Origin of the sequence: Streptomyces sp. HUAS ZL42 (assembly GCF_040782645.1) — a bacterium.
Lineage (GTDB): Bacteria > Actinomycetota > Actinomycetes > Streptomycetales > Streptomycetaceae > Streptomyces.
Window position 1 is genome coordinate 551,093 of record NZ_CP160403.1, and the last position, 20,483, is coordinate 571,575.

Annotated in this window: 13 protein-coding genes and 4 pseudogenes; 14 read left to right on the top strand and 3 right to left on the bottom strand. The window is 69.4% G+C overall.

Annotated elements, in window-relative coordinates:
• Nucleotides 1–103: 103 nt before the first annotated feature.
• Nucleotides 104–1,027, bottom strand: a pseudogene (locus ABZO29_RS02680) (S8 family serine peptidase); the annotation flags it as partial.
• Between the two features lie 325 nt (nucleotides 1,028–1,352).
• Between ABZO29_RS02680 and ABZO29_RS02685 the strand changes: the two are divergent.
• The 4 genes and pseudogenes from ABZO29_RS02685 to ABZO29_RS02700 form a co-directional block, all read left to right on the top strand.
• Entirely contained in the window at nucleotides 1,353–2,249 is an 897-nt protein-coding gene (locus tag ABZO29_RS02685) for an expansin EXLX1 family cellulose-binding protein (RefSeq protein ID WP_367318493.1), read from the top strand.
• Between the two features lie 1,014 nt (nucleotides 2,250–3,263).
• Nucleotides 3,264–3,560, top strand: a complete 297-nt coding sequence (locus tag ABZO29_RS02690; RefSeq protein WP_367318494.1) for a hypothetical protein — start codon at nucleotides 3,264–3,266, stop codon at nucleotides 3,558–3,560.
• A gap of 45 nt (nucleotides 3,561–3,605) precedes the next feature.
• A complete protein-coding gene (locus ABZO29_RS02695; RefSeq protein WP_367318495.1) occupies nucleotides 3,606–5,120 on the top strand; it encodes a glycoside hydrolase family 43 protein in 1,515 nt (504 codons plus the stop codon).
• A gap of 154 nt (nucleotides 5,121–5,274) precedes the next feature.
• A pseudogene (locus ABZO29_RS02700) lies at nucleotides 5,275–5,705 on the top strand (glycoside hydrolase family 5 protein); the annotation flags it as partial.
• Here the strand turns inward: ABZO29_RS02700 and ABZO29_RS02705 are convergent.
• Nucleotides 5,703–6,206, bottom strand: a pseudogene (locus tag ABZO29_RS02705) (glycoside hydrolase family 27 protein); the annotation flags it as partial. The pseudogenes ABZO29_RS02700 and ABZO29_RS02705 overlap by 3 nt on opposite strands.
• 575 nt (nucleotides 6,207–6,781) lie before the next feature.
• Here ABZO29_RS02705 and ABZO29_RS02710 point away from each other — a divergent pair.
• Entirely contained in the window at nucleotides 6,782–8,803 is a 2,022-nt protein-coding gene (locus ABZO29_RS02710) for a non-reducing end alpha-L-arabinofuranosidase family hydrolase (protein ID WP_367318496.1), read from the top strand.
• A gap of 111 nt (nucleotides 8,804–8,914) precedes the next feature.
• Here ABZO29_RS02710 and ABZO29_RS02715 read toward each other — a convergent pair whose 3' ends face one another.
• On the bottom strand, nucleotides 8,915–11,452 hold the full coding sequence (locus tag ABZO29_RS02715; protein WP_367318497.1) for an AMP-binding protein: 2,538 nt from the start codon (nucleotides 11,450–11,452) through the stop codon (nucleotides 8,915–8,917).
• A 335-nt stretch (nucleotides 11,453–11,787) separates the two neighbouring features.
• Here ABZO29_RS02715 and ABZO29_RS02720 point away from each other — a divergent pair, with 335 nt between their 5' ends.
• The 9 genes and pseudogenes from ABZO29_RS02720 to ABZO29_RS02760 all read left to right on the top strand — a co-directional run.
• Nucleotides 11,788–12,834, top strand: a complete 1,047-nt coding sequence (locus ABZO29_RS02720; protein WP_367318498.1) for an iron ABC transporter substrate-binding protein — start codon at nucleotides 11,788–11,790, stop codon at nucleotides 12,832–12,834.
• Nucleotides 12,835–13,008: 174 nt separating this feature from the next.
• The gene (locus ABZO29_RS02725) at nucleotides 13,009–14,475 is read left to right on the top strand and encodes an ABC transporter permease (RefSeq protein WP_367318499.1); all 1,467 of its coding nucleotides are present in this window, start codon (nucleotides 13,009–13,011) and stop codon (nucleotides 14,473–14,475) included.
• Nucleotides 14,472–15,515, top strand: a complete 1,044-nt coding sequence (locus tag ABZO29_RS02730) for an ABC transporter ATP-binding protein (RefSeq protein WP_367318500.1) — start codon at nucleotides 14,472–14,474, stop codon at nucleotides 15,513–15,515. The genes ABZO29_RS02725 and ABZO29_RS02730 overlap by 4 nt, the downstream gene beginning before the upstream one ends.
• Nucleotides 15,516–15,682: 167 nt before the next feature.
• The gene (locus ABZO29_RS02735) at nucleotides 15,683–16,168 is read left to right on the top strand and encodes a transposase (RefSeq protein WP_367318501.1); all 486 of its coding nucleotides are present in this window, start codon (nucleotides 15,683–15,685) and stop codon (nucleotides 16,166–16,168) included.
• Between the two features lie 390 nt (nucleotides 16,169–16,558).
• A complete protein-coding gene (locus tag ABZO29_RS02740) occupies nucleotides 16,559–16,891 on the top strand; it encodes a hypothetical protein (RefSeq protein ID WP_367318502.1) in 333 nt (110 codons plus the stop codon).
• 247 nt (nucleotides 16,892–17,138) lie between these two features.
• Nucleotides 17,139–17,708 (top strand): carboxymuconolactone decarboxylase family protein, encoded by a 570-nt coding sequence (locus tag ABZO29_RS02745; RefSeq protein ID WP_367318503.1) that lies wholly within the window; start codon nucleotides 17,139–17,141, stop codon nucleotides 17,706–17,708.
• A gap of 499 nt (nucleotides 17,709–18,207) precedes the next feature.
• Complete coding sequence (locus ABZO29_RS02750; RefSeq protein WP_367318504.1) at nucleotides 18,208–19,545, top strand: cation:proton antiporter; 1,338 nt, start codon at nucleotides 18,208–18,210, stop codon at nucleotides 19,543–19,545.
• Between the two features lie 138 nt (nucleotides 19,546–19,683).
• A complete protein-coding gene (locus ABZO29_RS02755) occupies nucleotides 19,684–19,872 on the top strand; it encodes a hypothetical protein (RefSeq protein WP_367318505.1) in 189 nt (62 codons plus the stop codon).
• 208 nt (nucleotides 19,873–20,080) lie between these two features.
• Nucleotides 20,081–20,369: pseudogene (locus tag ABZO29_RS02760) on the top strand (transposase); the annotation flags it as partial.
• Nucleotides 20,370–20,483 lie beyond the last annotated feature (114 nt).

The following is a 20,483-nucleotide window of genomic DNA, read 5'->3' on the forward strand; positions in this document are numbered from 1 at the left end:
GCTGACGTCCCGGCGATCGACGAGATCGCCGGTCAGCATCGCCAGGCGGATCTCCGGCCCGTCGTACGCGCTCAGGCGCAGATCCCACAGCGCCTCTCCCCCGGGATATGATTCCGGCGTCGTCACCTTCGCCGTTGTCGGCGAGAACCTTGCCGATGAGGAGCTTCGCTCCGGGGGCGACACCCTTGTACTTGCCTCCGGACTTGGCGCCGGTTCCGGAGACGGTGGACGCGACGTGCGTGCCGTGGCTCTGCACGTCATTCGTGGTGGTGGCCGAGCTGAAGTTCTTGGATGCGATCACCTGGCCCTTGAGGTCCGGGTGAGTGCTGTCGAGGCCGGTGTCCAGGACGGCGACCTTGACACCCTTGCCGTCGTAGCCCTTGGCCCAGGCCGCGGGCGCGCCGATCTGCGGCACGGACTTGTCGAGGCTGGCCTTGCGGACGCCGTCGAACCAGACATGGGAGATGCCCGAGGCGAGGGCGTCACCGTTGGTGAGGGTGTCCCACAGCTTCGACGTGTCCTTGGTGGGCGCCTGGAGGAGGTCCATGTCCAGGGACTTGAAGGTCCGGTGGACCATACCCGTGCCCCGGACCGCGGCCTTCAGGGTGCGTGCGCTGCCCTTGTAGCCGACGAGGACCTTCATGCCATCCCGCTGGTTCCTGCGGTTGGCCGGCTTGTTGAGCTCGGTGAAGTCGAACAGCCGCTGGTCGAGGCTGCCGCTCGCGATCATCCGGGCCGCGTCCGTCGGTATGACGAGGGTGTGGCCCTTCTTCCGTATCTGCACGGGCACCCGCTCGCGCCCCTTGGCCCGCTCCATACCGACGACTTGGCCCTTGGCATCGACGATGACACGGTCACCGGTGACGAGGGTGACGCGGTCCGTGCCGGTGGCTTTCCCCGTGTAATTGACGGCGGTCGGCACCCGCAGCGGCGCGAGCGTCGCCTGACCGGTCAGTCCTGTGACCAGGGCCGCCGCCACTGTCGTCGCGGCCGTGGCCGCACATGCTGCTTTCACTCCTCTGCGCAAAGTTCCCCCAGGCTGGAGTGCCGGCTGACAGTGATCGCAGCGACGCTAGGGAACGGAAGGCACAACCGCCCGTCGGTCATGCGGCAGTGTCGTATCGAGGTCGATGAGTCATCGATGGGCGACTGATACAACCAAGATGAGGCGACGGAATGGACGTGCCTCGGGGGTGGGACCGCTCCTCGTCGACAAGCCGAAAAAAAAATGTCGGCAACCTTTGCGCTTCCTGTGGTCACTCAACAGTGCACCGTCGACTCGATCATCCGAACGGACAGGCATGAAGACAGCAAGGCAGGCCGCGCGGCAGCGCAGGCGCAGACACAGACTGATGGTGGGCACTACGGTGGCGATCGCCGCCGCGGGGGTCGTCGCCGCCCTGGTCATGGCGCTGCTCCCCGATCACGAGACCGATGGGGCCTCGGTCGCGCTCGCTCCCGCCACCGGCACCCCGACGAGGGCTACACCCCCGACAGGAACCCCGAGTCCCACGGGCACCCCGACCGCGACGGGCTCGCCGACGCCGACGGCTTCCGCAAGCACTCCGTCGAAACGACCGTCGGCCGCGTCCACCCCGCGGGCCACGCGAACGAAGTCGACCACGGCATCGTCGGCAGGGCGGATACGGCCCGGGACCACCTACACAGGGGTCGCCACCGCCTACGAGGCCGCCGACGGAGACGGCGCCTGCCTGTTCGGCCCGAGCGACGACATGATGATCGCGGCGATGAACACCACCGACTACGAGACGTCCAGGGCGTGCGGCGCGTACGTCCGCGTCCGCGCGGCGAACGGCGCCTCCATCACGGTACGGATCACCAACGAGTGCCCCCTGCCCTGCGCACCCGGGCAAATCGACCTCAGCCAACAGGCCTTCGCCAAACTCGCCGACCTCAAGGTCGGCCGGATCCCGATCACCTGGAGCCTGGTCAGCCCCAGCACGTCCCAGACGGTGTCCATCAGGTACAAGACCGGGTCCAGCCCCTACTGGTGCGGCATCCAGGCGATCGGCCATCGCAATCCGGTGGCGCGGCTGGAGGTCCGCACCGGGAGCGGCTGGCGGCAGTTGCCCCGCACCTCTTACAACTACTTCATATCCGCCGACGGGAGTGGGTGCGGCAGCACGATCAGAATCACGGACATCTACGGGGAACAGCTGACCGTCAGCGGGATCGCCCTACGGGCGAACGTCGTGCAACCGACCCAGGTCCAGTTCGCCCGGCACTGATCGCGCCGCCCAGGCGCGTATCTCCTTTCACCGGACGTCGGGGCGGCGACTGCCGATTCAGTCGGCTGTTCGTCAGGAGCCGCTCCGAGAAGCGGGGCGCCCCTACCCGTGTTCCTTTGGGCGCCCCCTCAAGGAGGTGAAGAAGTTTCGGTAGGCGCTCTCCGCGTCCCGCAGTGACTGCTGCTGCACCACCACCGACACCTCGCCCAACCAGTGCCGCTCAACGCTCTTCTTCGCCTCGGTGACCAGCGTCTTCGACAGTACTGCCGCGGTGGGAAACGCCTGCCCTGCTGCACGATCCGGACGCTAACACCAGCCAGTGACAGGCTGAGGACGGATCAGGCGGATCCAGCTCCGCCGGAACGATTCGGCGACGCTCCGCGTCGCCGGCTTCAGATTCGCTTCACCACCGGCGTGAACGCCGGTGCACTGCGAATGAATCCCGGAAGCCAACCTGCGCTCGCTCGACGATGAAGGCGGGGTGTCGAAGCGCATCGACAGCATCATCGCCCCTGGGAGGCTCTCAACGAGCCAGAGGAGAGAAAGTTCCCTGGCGTAGGAGCCCTTGTTTCGAACGAAACTTCTCCGTTACCTTCGCCTGCGAGGTGAAGCGCTTCGACAGCTGCCGAGAATGGTCCGCCGCCATGAGTCACGAGTTGAACCGCAGAAGCCTCGTCAACCCAGCAGCACCCTCATGGTGACCGTCTACGAGGAACTGGGCGTGTTCCAACCAGTCCTGACATCCCGTCAGAGAATCACTCGTCTCTCCGTACCCAAGGAAACCTCATGACGGCACGCAGTATCACCGACCGCCGCCACTCCCGAACAGGGTGCCGTCTGGGCATACCCCCAGCCGGAGGACACCCTCGACGAGGTGGCCTTCACCATGGCCAACGCGCTCCTCGGCCGGATCCAGCTCTCCGGCCGCATTCCCGAACTCGAGCCGGAGGCCCACGCCCTGGTCCACGAAGGGGTGGCGGCGTACAGGCCATCCGCGCCTACCTGCCACACGCCGTGCCGTCCTGGCCACTCGGCCTTCCCTCCTGGGACGACACCTGGATCGCCCTGGCCCTGCGCACTCCCGCCACCACCTACCTCACCGCCTGGCGCCGCCCCGGAGCCGACACCACGGCAACGCTTCGCCTGCCCCATCTGCGAGACACCGCCGCCCGTGTCGACCTGCTCCACCCGTCGACCGGCCGGGCACTTCCCGCCTGGGCACCCGACTCGGCCGAGCTGAGCCTGACCCTGCCCACCGCACCGTCCGCCGTCCTGCTGCGCATCACCCCCACGGCCCCCGACGCTCCCTGAACCACGCCACCCCAGCACCACGACTCGACGAGAGGACCCCATCGGGTGCCCCACCAGCTTCGGGCGGACAGCACGTTCGCCAACCCCGTGATCCCCGGCTTCCACCCCGACCCCAGCATCTGCCGGGTCGGCGACGACTACTACCTCGCCTGCTCCAGCTTCGAGTACTTCCCCGGAGTACCCCTCTTCCACAGCCGTGACCTGGTGCACTGGCGGCAGATCGGCAACGTCCTGGACCGCCCTGAGCAGTTGCGTCTGCCGGCCTCCATGCCGTCCTCGGGCGGCATCTACGCCCCCACCCTGCGCCATCACGACGGACGCTTCTGGCTGATCGTCACCAACTGCAGCGAGGGCGGCGGCAACCTGATCGTCACGGCAACCGACCCGGCCGGACCGTGGTCGGATCCGATCCCGGCGCCAGGCGTGCCCGGTATCGATCCCGACCTCGCCTGGGACGAGGACGGCACGTGCTGGTGCACCGTCGCCGGGGTGTCGCAGGTCCGTATCGACCCGGCCACCGGACAGACGTACGGCACACCCCACAGGCTCTGGTCCGGGGGCCCCGGCGCGAAGGCTCCGGAGGCACCGCACCTGTACCGGATCGGCGACCACTGGTACCTGCTCATCGCCGAGGGCGGCACCGAGCGCGGCCACGGCGTGTCGATCGCCCGCGGCCGTACACCGACCGGCCCGTTCGAGCCGCACCCGGCCAACCCGATCCTCACCCACCGCGGCACCGACCACCCCGTTCAGAACACCGGCCACGCGGACCTGGTCCAGGGCCCCGACGGCTCGTGGTGGATGGTCCTGCTCGGGGTGCGGCCGCGCGGCGGCACGCCCGGCTGGCACGTGCTCGGCCGGGAGACCTTCCTGGCTCCCGTGACCTGGGAGGACGGCTGGCCGGTCGTCGGCGAGGTCGCCTTGGACCTGTCCGGGCTCCCCTGGCCGATCTCCCCCGCCCCCGCCGAGGAACGGCGCGACGACTTCGAGCTCAACGAACTCGGGCCGGCCTGGATCTCCGTGCGGGACCGCCCCGCCGAGCTCTGCACCACCAAGGAGCGCCCCGGATGGCTGACGCTCCGCGCGCGCGGCGGCTCCCTGGACGAGCCCGACGTGGTGTTCACCGGCCGCCGCCAGCAGCACCTCACCTGCCGCGCACGCACCCTGGTCGACCCGGAGCAGGGACGCGGCGGCCTCGCCGTCCGGCTGGACGAGCGGCACCACTACGCGATCGAGGCGGACGGCACGGAGGTGCGGGTGATCGCGCGCGTCGGCTCCCTGCGCACGGTCGTGGCGGCCCGGTCCGTGCCCGCCGGGCCCGTGGTCCTTGCCGTCACCATCACTGACCCGCCGTCACCGCACGGACCCTCCACCGGACCCGACGTCGTCTTTCTGGGCATCGAAGCCCCGGACGGAACGTTCACCGAGCTCGCGACCCTCGACGGTCGTTACCTGTCGACGGAGGTAGCGGGCGGCTTCACCGGCCGGGTCATCGGTATGTACGCCACGGCAGGCACCGTCCACTTCGACTGGTTCGACTACGAGCCCCTCGACGGCTGACGCCGAGGACGTCACGGCACACATCACCCAGTCGAGCCGTGCCGGCCGGCGTGGCGGGCAGCGACACCCGATCGCTGCCCGCCACGGATCGGATCAACCGTACGACCGACCGAAAGGCACGACCGAAACGCACGACCGAACGAGAGGAAAGAACATGAGAGACATACGGCAAACCGCGCGCCACCGCTGCCGCGGCCCCGGGCGCCTGGCCGGCCTGCTGATGGCGCTGCTCGTCATCCTGGGACTGTCCGCCGGCCCCGCGATCGCCGCGCCGGACGGCAAGGCGGAACCGGCACAGTCGACGGTCAGAGTTCCGGCCCGGGCCATGGACGCCGTCGCCGCGATGCAGCCCAGCTGGAACCTGGGCAACACCCTGGACGCGATCCCGGACGAGACGTCCTGGGGCAACCCGAAGGTCACCAAGGACCTGTTCGACACCATCCGCGCGCAGGGCTACCGCAGCGTCCGCATCCCGGTGACCTGGACGGACCACCAGTCCGCCACCGCCCCCTACACCATCGACGCCACGTTCATGAGCGCGTCAAGCAGGTGGTCGACTGGGCGCTGGCCGACGGCCTGTACCTTGAGGTGGTCGACGCCCCACGAGGCGAACACTGCGGCGTCCTGGGCTTCGTGTCCCCTGCTCCCCGTCGACCCGGGATAGGCGCCGCTGGTCTGCGCGCAGGTGCGGTCGCCCGGCACCTGGTAGATGCCGAACTTCAGGCCCTTGCCGTGGATGTAGTCCCCGAGCGCCTTCATCCCGCCGGGAAACTTGGTCGGGTTGGCCCGCAGGTTGCCTGCCGCGTCGCTCTGCGGGTCGAACCAGCAGTCGTCGACCACCACGTACCGGTAGCCGGCGTCGCGCATGCCGGAGGACACCATCGCGTCGGCGGCCTGGCGCACCTGGGCCTCGGTGATCCCGCACCCGAAGCTGTTCCAGCTGTTCCAGCCCAACGGTGGAACGAGTGCCGGACTGCCGGGCGCTGCGGAAGCGGTGGAGTGGGCAGAGGCCGTGACGGTGGCGGTGACCGTCATCGCGACGGCCGCGAAGAAGTGGAGCAGTCGCCTGCCTGATCGTCTGGGCACCGGGGGCTCCTTTTCCGACAGGGCGCCATGGGCGGGTAGCGCGCGAAGCAAGGTGCCAGGTTCATGACACTCCACGGGGCCTCAACGGTCGCAATTTCGATGGCCATTCGGAAAGTTGGGGCGCTCACTGAGCCTATTGAGGCGTCCCAACATGTCAACACCCTCCGGCACCCGGGCTCCGCCGCTCGACCTCGGCGACGGAACAAAGCCATGCCGATCTGCGACATTCGGACAGTGGACCTGTGACAGCCTGAGTCCACCAGATCTCGAATGTTTCGATACAGCTCGCGAATCATGCGAGGGGTATTGACGGGATCCACCGACCTTCTATCATCCAGGATGCCCGACAAGCCGATCCCTGTTCGACATGACGAACTGTGGGATCGATCCGGCCCCTCCGCGCCGCACGAACGAACGCAGGGAAGTCCCGCGTGAACGCCAAGCCGCAACGGCCGGGGCGGCCCAAGGAGAACGACAGTCATGGATATGTCATGCCCTTATCAAGGCATGTCGTCGCCCCCTGAACGATCGGAGGATCGCACACCCAACCCCCCACCCCCCGCACGAGGAGAACCATGAACCCGCTGAAACGACTCGGCCGTCGTCGAGCCTCGGTGTTGTCCCTCCTGGCCGCGGCCGCCCTGGTGACGCCCGGGACCGCGACCGGGGCGCCCGACGCCGTCAAGGCCTCCACTCTTGGCGCCCAAGCGGCCCAGTCCGGACGGTACTTCGGAACCGCCGTGGCCGCCGGAAGGCTCGGCGACGGCACGTACACCACGATCCTGGACCGCGAGTTCAACTCGGTCACTCCCGAGAACGAGATGAAGTGGGACACGACCGAGCCCTCCCGCGGCTCGTTCAACTTCGGCCCCGCGGACCAGATCGTGAACCGTGCCACGGCACGCGGGCAGCGCATGCGCGGCCACACCCTGGTCTGGCACTCCCAACTGCCCGGCTGGGTCAGCTCCATCAGGGACGCGAACACCCTGCGCAGCGTGATGAACAACCACATCACCAGCGTGATGAACCACTACAAGGGCAAGGTCTTCGCCTGGGACGTGGTCAACGAGGCTTTCGCGGACGGCGGCAGCGGCCAGCACCGCCCGTCGGTGTTCCAGAATCTGCTGGGCGACGGCTTCATCGAGCAGGCCTTCCGCACCGCGCGGGCCGCCGACTCGGGGACCAAGCTCTGCTACAACGACTACAACATCGAGAACTGGAGCGCCGCCAAGACCCAGGGCGTCTACCGCATGGTGCGCGACTTCAAGGCGCGCGGAGTGCCCATCGACTGCGTCGGATTCCAGGCCCACTTCGGCACCGGTGGCCCACCGGCCGGCTTCCAGACGACACTGGCGAACTTCGCCGCGCTCGGCGTGGACGTCCAGATCACCGAGCTCGACATCGCCCAGGCCTCTCCGACGGCGTACGCGAACACGGTCCGGGCCTGCATGAACGTGGCGCGCTGTACCGGTATCACCGTCTGGGGCATCCGCGACAGCGACTCCTGGCGCAGTGGGGAGAACCCTCTGCTGTTCGACCGGGGCGGCAACAAGAAGCCGGCGTACAACGCGACGCTGTCGGCGCTGGGCGGCACGGCCGCGACACAGAAAGCCACCGCCCTGTCGACCCGGTCCGCCGCCGCTCTGCCCTCCCGCTTCTCCTGGAGTTCCAGCGGCCCGCTGATCGCACCGAAACCGGACGCCACCCACAACATCGCCGGGATCAAGGATCCGACGGTCGTCCACTACAACGGCAAGTACCATGTGTTCGCCAGCGTGGCCAGTTCCTCCGGCTACAACCTGGTGTACCTGAACTTCAGTGACTGGTCCCAGGCCGGCTCGGCCACGCACCACTATCTGGACCGCAGCGCCATCGGCGCCGGCTACCGGGCCGCGCCGCAGGTCTTCTACTACGCGCCGCAGCGCCTGTGGTACCTCGTCTACCAGACCGGCAACGCCTCGTACTCCACCAACCCCGACATCAGCAACCCGAACGGGTGGAGCGCCCCGCGGAACTTCTACTCGTCGATGCCCGACATCATCCGGCAGAACATCGGAGGCGGCTACTGGGTCGACATGTGGGTGATCTGCGACAGCGCCAACTGCTACCTGTTCTCCTCCGACGACAACGGCCACCTGTACCGCTCGCAGACGACCGTCGGCCAGTTCCCGGGCGGCTTCACGAACACCGTCATCGCGCTACAGGACTCCAACAAGTACGCCCTGTTCGAAGCGAGCAACGTCTACAAGGTGCAGGGCGGCAACCAGTACCTGCTGCTCGTCGAGGCGATCGGATCGGACGGCCGACGCTACTTCCGTTCCTGGACCGCCGGCAGCCTCGCCGGCTCCTGGACGCCCTTGGCCGCGTCCGAGAGCAATCCGTTCGCCCGCGCCAACAACGTCACCTTCCCCTCGGGGGCCTGGACCAGGGACATCAGCCACGGCGAGATGATCCGAACCGGCTACGACCAGACACTCACCATCCCCTCCTGCCGGCTCCAGTACCTCTACCAGGGCATGAACCCCAACGCGGGCGGCGACTACAACCTCCTCCCGTGGCGGCTCGGCCTCCTCACGCAGACCAATTCGACCTGCTGACCCTATGGGCCCCGCCGCTCGTGCGGGGCCCATGCCCTGAGAGTCCGGGCACGGCGATGGCCGCAGTCGGTCTGCGCCCGAGACGCTGATGTGCGTGGCGGAGGGCAGTGTTCAAAGCCACCTGACCGTCCGCGCAACCCGGGTCACGACCGCCGCGTAGCCGACGCCGACCAACAGCGAGGCGAACAGGGCCGTGAGCGGGAAGTCCTCCTGCAGGTAGGGGTACACCTGGTAGTGCGTCAGGTAGATGTACAGGGAACTGCTCGCCAGGACACCCGCCAGCGCGTTGAGCGGGCCGAGGCTGGGCAGGGTCGGTACCCAGATCAGCAGGCCGAGGCCGGCGATCACGAGGGTCGTGCGCAGCGGCTGGTCCGCGAACAGGCCGGGCAGGGTGAGCAGCAGCACCGCTGTCAGCAGCGCCCGTTGGCGCACGGTGCCGGCCCGCGCGGCCGCCCACCCCAGCGCGAACAGCCAGAACACGCCGGTGGGGCTCAGCTGGAGGTGCAGGGGCTGCAGGCCCAGCAGGTCGTATCGACCGGCCAGTCCGATCGCCGTGAGCGCCAGCGGCACGCCGAACACATACCGTCGCTCCAGCCGGTCCAGCAACGGTACGGCCATGAGGACGGCGAGGACGATCAGGTAGTGGACCAGCGCCTCCAGGAACCAGTAGGCGAACTCGAAGCGTTCGGTCCCCTGGTCGATCAGGCTGTTGAGCAGCAGGGCGTTGGCCGGGTCGACGAAGTCGGTCAGGAGCACCGCGCCGGTGATCCACACGATGCTCGGTACCGCGATGCGCGTGATGCTGCGCCACAGGCGCCGTACGCGTTCGCGGCGTCCCGCGTCGGTCAGCCGGAAGCGGGCGAAGTTGTAGCCGGCGATGCCGAGGAGGATGTGTGCGCCGCCCTTGACGGTGAAGACCTCGATGTGCGAGCCGACGACGAGGACGATCCCGACGGCGCGCAGGGCGATGCTGGTCTCCAGGGTGCGGCGGGTCCGCCAGGACTTCGGGGCAGTCCAGGATCGCAGAGCTCTCCGGAGCCCGGAGACCGGCCGGACCGGCCGGTCCGGCCGCGGCTGCGTACCGTCCCGTCCTTGCGGCCCCTCAGCCGCGGGCGCCGCCATGGACCGCAGCTCACGGATTGTCCTCGTGTGCCAGTCGGCGGGCAGGTGACCCAGCGACTCCTCCAGGCGCAGGGACATCTCGACGTAGGACAGGGAGTCGCCGCCCAGGCTGACGAAGCTGCTGTCCTCGGTGACGTCGGCGCGGTCGAGGATCTCCCCGTAGAGGCAGGCCAGATCGTCAGCCGGGTCGGGCGTCGTCTCCGCGGAGGGGCGCGTCAGCCGTCGTACGGCCTCGTAGTCGGGCTTTCCCGTGACCAGCCGGGGCAGTTCGGCGAGGGATCGGACCCGTACGGCGCGGGGTGGGAGCCCGCACTCCTCCGCGACCAGTTGTCGGATCCGTGCCTCCGCGTCGGCGTCCGCGCGGGCGGCCACGGCCAGCGCCTCCCCGTCTGCTGCGCAGTGCGCGGCGACTCCATGTTCCTCCAGCAGGGTCTCGACGCGTTGCGGGTCGATCCGCAGCCCGAGGATTTTCGCGAAGCGGCTGCTGCGGCCCACGATCTCGTACAGCCCGTCGGGCGCGCGGCGGGCGAGGTCGCCGGTGTGCAGGTCCTCGACGGTCCGGCCGAGGGCGAGGTCGGCAGGGCTCTCGGCGTAGCCGAGCATCACGTTCGGTCCCGAGTAGACCAGTTCGCCGGCATCCGGACCGTGACCGTCGACGGGCTCCAGCCGGAAGGAGCCGCCGGGTATCGGCACGCCGATGGCCTGCGGGCGTTGGGCGGCGAGGTGCGGCGGGAGGTAGGCCATGCGGGCCGTGGCCTCGGTCTGCCCGTACATCACGAACAGCTCCCAGCCGGAAGTGAGGCCCAACCGGGCGTAGCGGGCGACGCGTTCGGGTGCGAGTCGGCCCCCGGCCTGGGTGACGCGGCGCAGGTGCGGCAGGTCCATCCGTGCGAACCCGATCCGGTCGAGCAGGTCGAACGTGTACGGCACGCCGGCCAGCGAGGTGCCGCGGCCGGTGCGGAACTCCTCCCAGAAGGCGGTGTCGGACACCGACCGTTCGGTGAGGACGAGCCCGGCGCCGCGCAGCAGGTGGCTGTGGATGACGGACAGGCCGTAGCAGTAGTGCATGGGCAGCGTGGTGGCGGCCCGGTCGGTGTCGTCGATGCCGAGGTAGGTGGCGATGGACTCGGCGTTGGCCTGGAGGTTGTCGTGGGAGAGCCGCACCAGTTTCGGTGAGCCGGTCGAACCGGAGGTGCTCAGCAGCAGGGCCAGGTCCGGGTGAAGGGTGTGGGCGCTCGTGGGGTGCCGTTCGTCGAGCGTCCAGGTTCCGTCGGTGTGCGGGCGGGCGACGACGTCGGGGGCGTACGCCTCGGTCAGCGAGTGGACAGTGCTGTCGCTGTCGCCCGGGACGAGCAGGACGGGGTGGCCGGCGGACAGGGCGGCCAGGTGTGTGACGAGGGCGTCGGTGCGGTTGGCGCCGGCCAGTAGTACCAGTCGACGTACCGGCCCCAGGCGCTCGGCGGTGACGGCCACCCGGTCGGCCAGTTGGCCGTACGACAGTTCTCCGTCCGAAGTGATGAGCGCCACGCGGTCACCGTGCGCCGCCAGTTCACGTGCGAACGGAACTGCCTTCGGCCACCGGAGCGGCGGGGTGGGCGTGGCGGGTTGGAGGGCGGAGGAGTCCCTCGGACGGGGAACGGGAAGCGGGACCGGGAGGGGCAGAGAGGAGTGGATCACGAGGGCGCGCCCTTTCCGCGGCAACGTCCGCTTTAACAACCCTTGACTGTTAGGCAAGGTTTACCTTATTCATAGCATGGTCGTAAACAAGCCACAGCAAAATCACAGGACCGCTTCGCCCATCGCTCTCCACCGGACCACAGGACCGGCGGCGTGCAGGCGAGCCCCGCAGGAAGGCACACACCATGCGACGCCCCACGGCTCGTCGGATCACCGCGCTGGCCACGGCCGGGCTGCTGTTCCCCGCACTCACCGCGTGCGGGACCGGCGACAAGGACAGCGAGGATCAGAGCGGGGGCTCCTCCCTCGTCATCTACTCCGGCCGCAACGAGAAGCTGGTCAAGCCACTTCTGGACAAGCTGGAGAAGGCTGTCGGCACCAAGGTCGAGGTTCGCTACGGCGACAGCGCGGAACTGGCCGCCCAGATCCTGGAGGAGGGCGACCGCACGAAGGCGGGGCTGTTCTTCTCCCAGGACGCAGGCGCACTGGGCGCCCTGTCCAAGGAAGGCATGCTGCAGAAGCTCCCGCAGGCCACCCTGGACGAAGTCGGCAACGCCTACCGTGGCTCCGACGGCGACTGGGTCGGCCTCTCGGGACGCGTCCGCGTGATCGCCTACAACCCGGACAAGGTCGGCGAGGGCGAGGTCCCGGACAGCGTGTTCGACGTGGTGAAGCCGCAGTGGAAGGGCCAGGTGGGCTTCGCGCCGACCAACGCCTCCTTCCAGGCGTTCGTCACCGGTATGCGGGTCCTCAAGGGCGACGACGTCACCCGCAAGTGGCTTGAGGACCTGAAGGCGAACGGCGCCAAGACGTACGCCCACAACCTCGCGACCCTGGACTCCGTCGAGTCCGGCGAGGTCTCCTTGGGCCTGGTCAACCACTACTACTGGTACGAGCGGGTCGCCGAGAAGGGCGAGGACAAGGTCAACGCCAAGCTCAAGTTCCTGCCCGGCAAGGACCCCGGTGCGCTGATCAACGTCGCCGGTGCCGGCATCCTCAAGGACAGCGGGCAGAGCGCGGCGGCGCAGAAGGCGGTGGACTACCTGCTGTCGAAGGAGGCGCAGGCCTACTTCGCGGACGAGACGAAGGAGTACCCGCTGGCCGCGGGAGTCACGAGCAAGGTCGAGGGCCTGCCGCCGTTCGAGTCCCTGGAGTCCCCCGACATCGACCTCGGCAAGCTGGAGTCCCTGCAGGAGACGCTGGCCATGCTCCAGGACGTCGGACTGGTCTGACCTGCCGTGCCCACATCGCCGTCCTCCGCGCCCCCGACCGGAGCCCTCCTCGCCCGGGTCGGGGGCGAGCCCACAAACGCGCCGGAGGGGAGTCGGAAACGAGCGGCTCGCCTGGCGCGACGATTCGTCACGGCCGGTCGCAGACCGCCCCTCGTCCTGCTCGTCCCTGCCTGCGTGGCCGCCCTGTTCGCTCTGCTGCCCCTCGGCTATCTCGCAGTGCGGGCCCTCGAACGTGGCCCTGCCTTCGCCTGGGACGTCGTTTCCGACGAACGCACCCTGGACCTCCTCGGGCGCAGCCTCGGCCTGACCGTCGTGGTCGTGGCGTCCTGCCTGGTGCTGGGCATCTCGCTGGCCTGGCTCACCGTGCGTGCCGCGCTGCCCGGGGCACGCTTGTGGTCCGTGCTGGCCACGCTGCCGCTGGCCGTGCCCAGCTATGTCGCCGCCTTTGCCTGGCTGTCGGCCGAACCCGACCTCGCCGGTTTCGGCGGTGCCGCGCTGGCGCTGACCCTGGTCAGCTTCCCGTATGTGCATCTGCCGGTCGCCGCCGCGCTGCGGAGCATCGACCCGGCGCAGGAGGAGGCCGCGCGCTCCCTCGGCCACGGCCCGCTCGCCACGTTCCTGCGCGTCACCCTGCCGCAGCTGCGACCCGCCGCGGCGGGCGGCGCACTCCTCGTCGCGCTGTACGTGCTCTCCGACTTCGGCGCGGTCTCGCTGATGCGGTACGACACCTTCACCCGGGCCATCCACACCTCCTACCGCGCCTCCTTCGACCGCACTCCGGCCGCCGCGCTCAGCGTGGTCCTGGTGGTGATGACCATCGCGCTGGTCGCCGCCGAGGCCCGTACGCGCGGCCGCGCCGGGCACGCCAGGACCGGAACGGGCACCGCCCGCCCGTTCGTTCGGGTCGCCCTCGGCCGGTGGCGGCCACTCGCCCTGCTGTGGTGCGGGACGGTCACAGCAGTCGCGGTCGGCTTCCCGCTGGGCACCCTCGGGTACTGGCTGGCCGTCGGCAACTCGGCCACCTGGGACCTGGGCGGGCTCGCCCAGACCGCGTGGGCCACGTTCGGGGTCGCGGCGGCGGGCGCGGGCCTCACCACACTCCTCGCCCTGCCGGTCGGGGTGATCGCCGCCCGGAACCGGGGGCGCGGCGCCCGGCTGCTGGAGCAGGCGGCCTACGCCGGACACGCCCTGCCCGGCATCACGGTCGCCCTCGCGCTGGTGTTCTTCGCCGTGCGCTACGCCTACCCGCTCTACCAGCAACTCCCGCTGCTGGTCTGCGCGTACGCGGTGCTGTTCCTGCCCGTTGCGGTGGCCGCCACCCGCGCGGCCGTGCTCCAGGCGCCGCCCGTCCTGGAGGACGTCGCCCGCTCGCTGGGGCGACGGCCGTGGCAGGTGCTGCGCGAGGTCACCGTGCCGCTGGCCGCGCCCGGCGTGGCCGCGGGCGCCGCACTGACCTTCGTGGTCTGCATGAAGGAACTGCCCGCGACCCTGCTGCTGCGCCCCACCGGCATGGACACCCTCGCCACCCGGCTCTGGACGGAGACCGGCGCCGGATCGTTCGCGGCCGCCGCCCCCTACGCCGCCACGCTGATCCTGCTGGCCGCCATCCCCTCGTACCTCCTAGGCAGGCACCGGACATGAACGAACTGCACGTCGAAGGGCTCACCAAGTCCTACGGAGCCGGAGAACCGGTCCTGCGCGGGCTCGAACTCACCGTGCCCGCAGGCGCGTTGGCTGCCGTCCTTGGCCCCTCCGGCTGCGGCAAGACCACCCTCCTGCGGATCGCCGCCGGATTCCTGCACGCCGAGGCGGGCACCGTCCGCCTCGGCGACCGCATCCTCGTGGGCCCCGGCGTCCACGTGCCGCCGGAGCACCGCCGCATCGGCATGGTGCCCCAGGAGGGCGCCCTCTTCCCGCACCTGAACGTCGCCCGCAACGTCGCCTTCGGGCTGACCGGCACCGACCGGGCCGAACGACGACGACGCACCGAGGAGATGCTGGAACTGGTCGGCCTCGCCGGCTACGGCGACCGCATGCCGCACGAACTCTCCGGCGGCCAGCAGCAACGTGTCGCCCTGGCCCGCGCGCTCGCCCCTCGCCCCGAACTCGTGCTCCTGGACGAGCCGTTCAACGCCCTGGACAGCGCGCTGCGGACAGAAGTGCGGTCAGACGTACGGGCCGCGTTGCGGGCGACCGGCGCCACGGCGGTCCTCGTCACCCACGACCAGCAGGAGGCCCTGTCCACCGCCGACCTCGTCGCCGTCGTACGGGACGGCCGCGTCGCCCAGTGCGACACCCCGCAAAACCTCTACCGCCGCCCCGCCGACCCCTGGATCGCCGACTTCGTCGGCGACGCCGTCCTGCTCCCCGCCACCGTCGAGGCCGACGGCACAGCGAGGACCGCCCTGGGACCCGTACCCCTCGTCGCCCCACCTGCCGACCTCCGCGCCGGCACCGTCCTGCTCCGCCCGGAACAGCTCCGCCTCACCGATGCGGACGCCAAGGGCGCGGTCAACGGAACGGTGACCGACATCTGCTACTACGGCCACGACGCCATGGTCAGCGTGACCGTCGAAGGCCACGACGCCCCGATCGCCATCCGGGTCGCTGGGCCCCTGCCGGTCGGTCCGGGGGAGGAGACGGGCGTCCGCGTCGTAGGCGAAGCCGGCCTCCACGCGTAGCGAGGGTTCCCCCCCGGGCCCGGCACCGCACAGGGAACCAGGGCTCGAGTTGCAGCCATCCGCCGCCTGCCACAGGGTCAAACGGCGGGCAGCGCAAGTGACTGTCCCCACGCACGGTCGAGGAGCGGGACCGCAGTGGCGAGGTCCTCCATCTGCGGACCGCGGGAGTGGACCTGGGCAAGCGGTTCCTGCTGGCCTGCGTGCGCACGTCCAGCACGAAGCGGTCGGGGACCTGGAGTTTGGAGACGGAGCGGTTCGGGACCACGCGGTCGGAGGTCCGTCGGTTGTTGACCTGGCTGTCCGAGCGTGAGGTTGAGGTGGTGGTCATGGAGGCCACCGCCGACTACTGGCGCGGTGTCTATTACGTTCTGCAGCCCCATCTGAGCCTGATGCTGGTCAACCCCGCTCATCTCAAGGGGATTCGGGGACGCAAGAGCGACCCCAGCGACGCGGCCATCCTCGCCCGGGCCGGCGCGTCCGGGATGGTGATGGCCTCGTTCGTCCCCGAGCGTGCGGTCCGGGAACTGCGGGATCTGACCCGCAGGCGTACCGAGCTCGTGCGAGCCGCGGGCTGGGAGGTTCAGCGGCTGGAGAAGGAGCTGGAGGACACCGGCATGAAGCTCACCTCGGTGCTGACGATGTCACGGGCGTGAGCGGCCGGGCGATCCTGGAGGCTCTCATCGCCGGGGAACACCCCGGGCAGCTGGCCGGCCTCGCCGTCGGCAAGGCCCGCGCGAAGATCCCAGCCCTCATCGAGGCCCTGGACGGCGACTTCACCGCCCACCACGCGTTCATGGTCCGCCACTACCTCAACAAGATCGACCGCTTCAAGAGCGCCGTCAGCGTGTTCGACACCCGGATCGCCGACCTTCCGGCCGAGCGCGAGCACGAACTCGACCTGCTCGACTCGATCCCGGGAATCGGCCGGATGGCAGCGGAGATCATCCTGGCCGAGACCGGTGGTGACATGAACCGGTTTCCGACCGCCGGACACCTCGCGTCGTGGATCGGTGTCTGGCCCCGGGCAGAACGAGTCCGCCGGAGTGAGCAAGTCCGGCACGACCCGACCGGGCAACAGCAACCTCAAACGGCTGCTCGGCGTCGCTGCCATGGCCGCGATCAGGAACAAGGACACCTACCTCGCCGCTTACTTCCGGCGCATCTCCGCACGCAGGGGAGGCAAACGCGCCATGGTCGCGGTCATGCACAAACTCACCATCGCGATCTGGCACGTCCTGCACGACGACGTCCCCTACCACGATCTCGGTGCCGACTATTTCACCAAGCGTGACCCCGAACGCGCCATGCGCCGCATCACCCGCCAGGCCAACGCCCTCGGATTCACCGTCCGCTTCGACCCCCTCGAGGCCGCATGAACACATCCCACCGATCACCCCACTGACCTGGGGTCATCTTCATTTTCGGACCAGAGCCACGTTCACGTGTACCGCGACACCACGCTCTTTGCCAGCAGCGGCCCGAGGGGTGCCCAGCCGAACCGGTCTCGCTCAGGAGACATCACTGCGCCCCCCGGAGGGGGTGGTCAACTCCTCCTTCGGAGGCGGAGCATGGAGCGGATCCGTATCACGGCCACGCTGTTTCGCTCGCGAAAGGACATCTGCTATGCCGCACATCGCCATCGACAACGACGAGCCCGGGATCCGCGGGTTGATGACTCAGCGGCCGGACACGGCGGCCCCGCTCAGCCAGTTAGCAGAGACGCTCCTGCGCTCCCCCATGTCGCTCCCGCGCGGGGAGCGGGAGCTGATCGCCGCCTACGCGTCCCACCTCAACTCCACGCCCTTCTGCTCCGGTTCACACGGGGCCTTCGCCGCCGCCCAGCTCGACGCCGGGCACACGGTCGTCGACGCCGTGCTCGCAAATCCGGACACCGCGCCGATCGCACCGCGGCTGCGGGCACTTCTGCTGATAGCAGCCGAGGTGTGCGGGCCGGTGCGGTCCCTCTCGGCCGACACGGTCGCCGCCGCGCGGGCGACCGGCGCCGACGACGCGCAGATCCACGACACCGTCCTGATCGCCGCCGCATTCTGCATGTACAACCGCTACGTCACCTGCCTCGACACCGAACTACCGGACAGGCCGGGCTACTTCGAGGAGGCGGCAAAGTGGATCGTCACCCAGGGATATGTCTCCGATACACCTGACGGCCCCGGCCCACGCCGCCGTGGTTAGCCACGGTCCACCCATCCTGTGTGGAAACCGTGGGGCACCGGCACCATGGCGGCCGGGCACCGTGAATTCGGCGGTGCCAGGCCGTCAGCTCACCACACCCGGTCCGGATGTCGGTGACCGGGCTCACCAGCCAGCCCGCACCCTCGAGGCCCCGGGGCTCGCGCGGGACGATCACGGTCTCGCCCATGGTGCGGCCAGTGGACGTCGGTCGGTCCGGCGACGAGGTCTCGGCGCAGCAGTGCCGAGTCGCCCAGCAGTTCGCCGCCGACCGGGCCCAGGGCCGTGGTCGTGGCGATTCCCATCCAGGGCGTGTCTCTCGTCGGCATGCTCGGCGGCGCCACCGTCCCCGATCAACTTGGGCACGCAGTGAGAAGCGAGGCCGCACACAGGACTGCAAGCTGGGGGGTGGGGACACGCGATGCGGCACGCCAGGGGCGGCCACGTTCCCGGCAGCAGTGTCAGCCCACTGATCCGACCTCCGCCGCACAGGGAGACCATCGTGGCCCCACCCCCGTCGATCGCCGCACATGCGCTGCTCGTCTTCCTCCTGCAGGTCGGCCTGCTGCTCTCGGTCGCGCTACTGCTCGGCCGGCTGGCCAGCCGCTTCGGGATGCCGGCCGTCGTGGGTGAGCTGTGTGCCGGGGTGATCTTCGGACCGACGGTGCTCGGCCATCTCGCGACGGGGGTGTCCGCGTGGCTGTTTCCCCGCACTACCGAGCAGTTCCACCTCCTGGACGCGATTGGGCAGATCGGCGTGGTGCTGTTCGTCGGCGTCACCGGCATCGAAGTCGATTGCGGGCTCGTGCGGCGCAAGGGCACCGTCGCGCTGCGGATCGGTGTCGCCGGACTGGTGATCCCACTGGCCGCGGGAGTCATCGCAGGGCTGCTGGCCCCGCGCTCGCTGCTGACCGGCTCAATGAATCGGGAGACCTTCGCACTCTTCGTCGGTGTGGCGATGTGCGTGAGTGCCCTGCCGGTCATCGCGAAGACACTTTCGGACATGAATCTGCTGCACAGGAATATCGGGCAGTTGACGATCGCTGCGGGCGTGGTCGACGACGTGGTCGGATGGCTGCTTCTCTCGATCGTCTCCGCGATGGCGACGGCCGGCGTGCGTGGTGGGACGGTGGCTTCCTCGGTGATCCTTCTCGCGATTGCCCTTCTTGTGACCGCGACCGTCGCCCGCCCACTCGTCCGCGGTGCCTTCGCACGGTGCCTGAGGTCGCCCGAGAACGGGCCGACGATCACAACCGCCGTCCTGATCATCGTACTGAGCGCAGCGGCGACCCAGGCCATGGGCTTCGAGGCGGCCTTCGGCGCCTTCCTCGGCGGCCTGTTGATCGGCTCGGCGAAGACCGCGGACCTCCGCCGACTGGCGCCGTTGCGCGCGGTGGTGGTTTCGGTGTTCGCTCCCCTGTTCTTCGCCACTGCCGGGCTCCGCGTGGACTTGACCATTCTCACCCATACGGTCCCGCTGCTCACCGCGGTGATTGCGCTGTTGATCGCGGTGGCAGGCAAGTTCGCCGGCGCGTACTTGGGTGCGCTGTCCAGCAAATTGACCAGGTGGGAGGCGCTGGCCCTCGCCGGCGGGATGAACGCCCGCGGAGTCATACAGATCGTCGTGGCCACCGTCGGGCTCCGCGTCGGCGTCCTCGATACGACCACGTACACCATCGTGATCCTGGTGGCGATCACCACTTCGCTGATGGCACCGCCGATCCTGCGACGCGCTATGCCGCACATCCTGCTGACCGAGGAGGAGATGGAGCGGCAGCAGGCCCTTGCCGTGTTCCGTGGCCCGCAGGCAAGTGCCGACCGGGGTTCCGAAGCCGCCTGAATCCCAGCCGGACTTGACGCGACATCAGAGCCGCAGGAGGAGAGGGTGCCCCGCGTGTGAATCAGTGGGCTGTCGGCGTGCGGGCGTGCCAGGGGCCACGATCAAGTTCTACTTGTGCGAGGGATTTCCGTCGCACAGGTGAGCGAACCGCACGCAGCCAGGCTGGCTGCGGCCCGGGATCTTGCATGGGTGCGCCTGATCCGTGGCCTGATCGAGGCGTGCAGCTTACGCATCGGCGACACTCGCGCCAGGCTGGCCACACTCGACGCCGCGGTGCGAGCCTCCGTCGGAGTCATCCAAGCGGCACGCAGCGCCGTCACCAACTGAGCGCCCTCCGCGCCCGGAACCGCTGTGCTTGTTCTTTATGGTCTGACCTCGAACGATGCCCCGAACGTGATCGCTCGTACGAGGATTCCTAAGACGTGAACGCGGCCTCCGTATGGACCTGTGCTCGGACCAAAGAGGCACTTGACCAGCACGAAGGCCGTCGGGGTATGAGTCTGCTGCATCACGATGTCGGCGCTAACCCTTCGCGGTGGCGTCACACTTCCGGGATGACTTCTTCGACTGCCTGCCCGTGCACGGGGAGTTCGAGCTGACCGACGCGTTACTGCGTACGGACGGGCCGGTGACCACGCCGGTGCGGCAACGTCGACGTGCCGCGGCTGCGGCAGGTGGCTGGCCGGGCTGCCGCATCCCGGGGCCGCCGACGGACGCCTGGTCCTGGCGGTGGACGTACCCACCGGCTCCGGCCGGACTCCCCGACCGGCGCGGACCGCTTGTTCTGTCACGTCCATGGCCGCAGCGGACGCTCGCCGGACCAGTAGGTGCCCGGCTGGCCCTCCTCGTTCGTCGCCGCCCTGCCCACCGGCCGCGTCCTCGCACTGGTCGCGCCGGCAAGGTGCCGGCTCGGGCCTCCCGGGTGTGGGCGCGCTGCG

What these genes read in the sequence shown, in the direction of transcription:
- ABZO29_RS02745 (WP_367318503.1), top strand. Translation starts at nt 17,139, where the DNA reads ATGCCGCACATCGCCATCGACAACGACGAGCCCGGGATCCGCGGGTTG.
- ABZO29_RS02685 (WP_367318493.1), top strand. Translation starts at nt 1,353, where the DNA reads ATGGTGGGCACTACGGTGGCGATCGCCGCCGCGGGGGTCGTCGCCGCC.
- ABZO29_RS02730 (WP_367318500.1), top strand. Translation starts at nt 14,472, where the DNA reads ATGAACGAACTGCACGTCGAAGGGCTCACCAAGTCCTACGGAGCCGGA.
- ABZO29_RS02710 (WP_367318496.1), top strand. Translation starts at nt 6,782, where the DNA reads ATGAACCCGCTGAAACGACTCGGCCGTCGTCGAGCCTCGGTGTTGTCC.
- ABZO29_RS02720 (WP_367318498.1), top strand. Translation starts at nt 11,788, where the DNA reads ATGCGACGCCCCACGGCTCGTCGGATCACCGCGCTGGCCACGGCCGGG.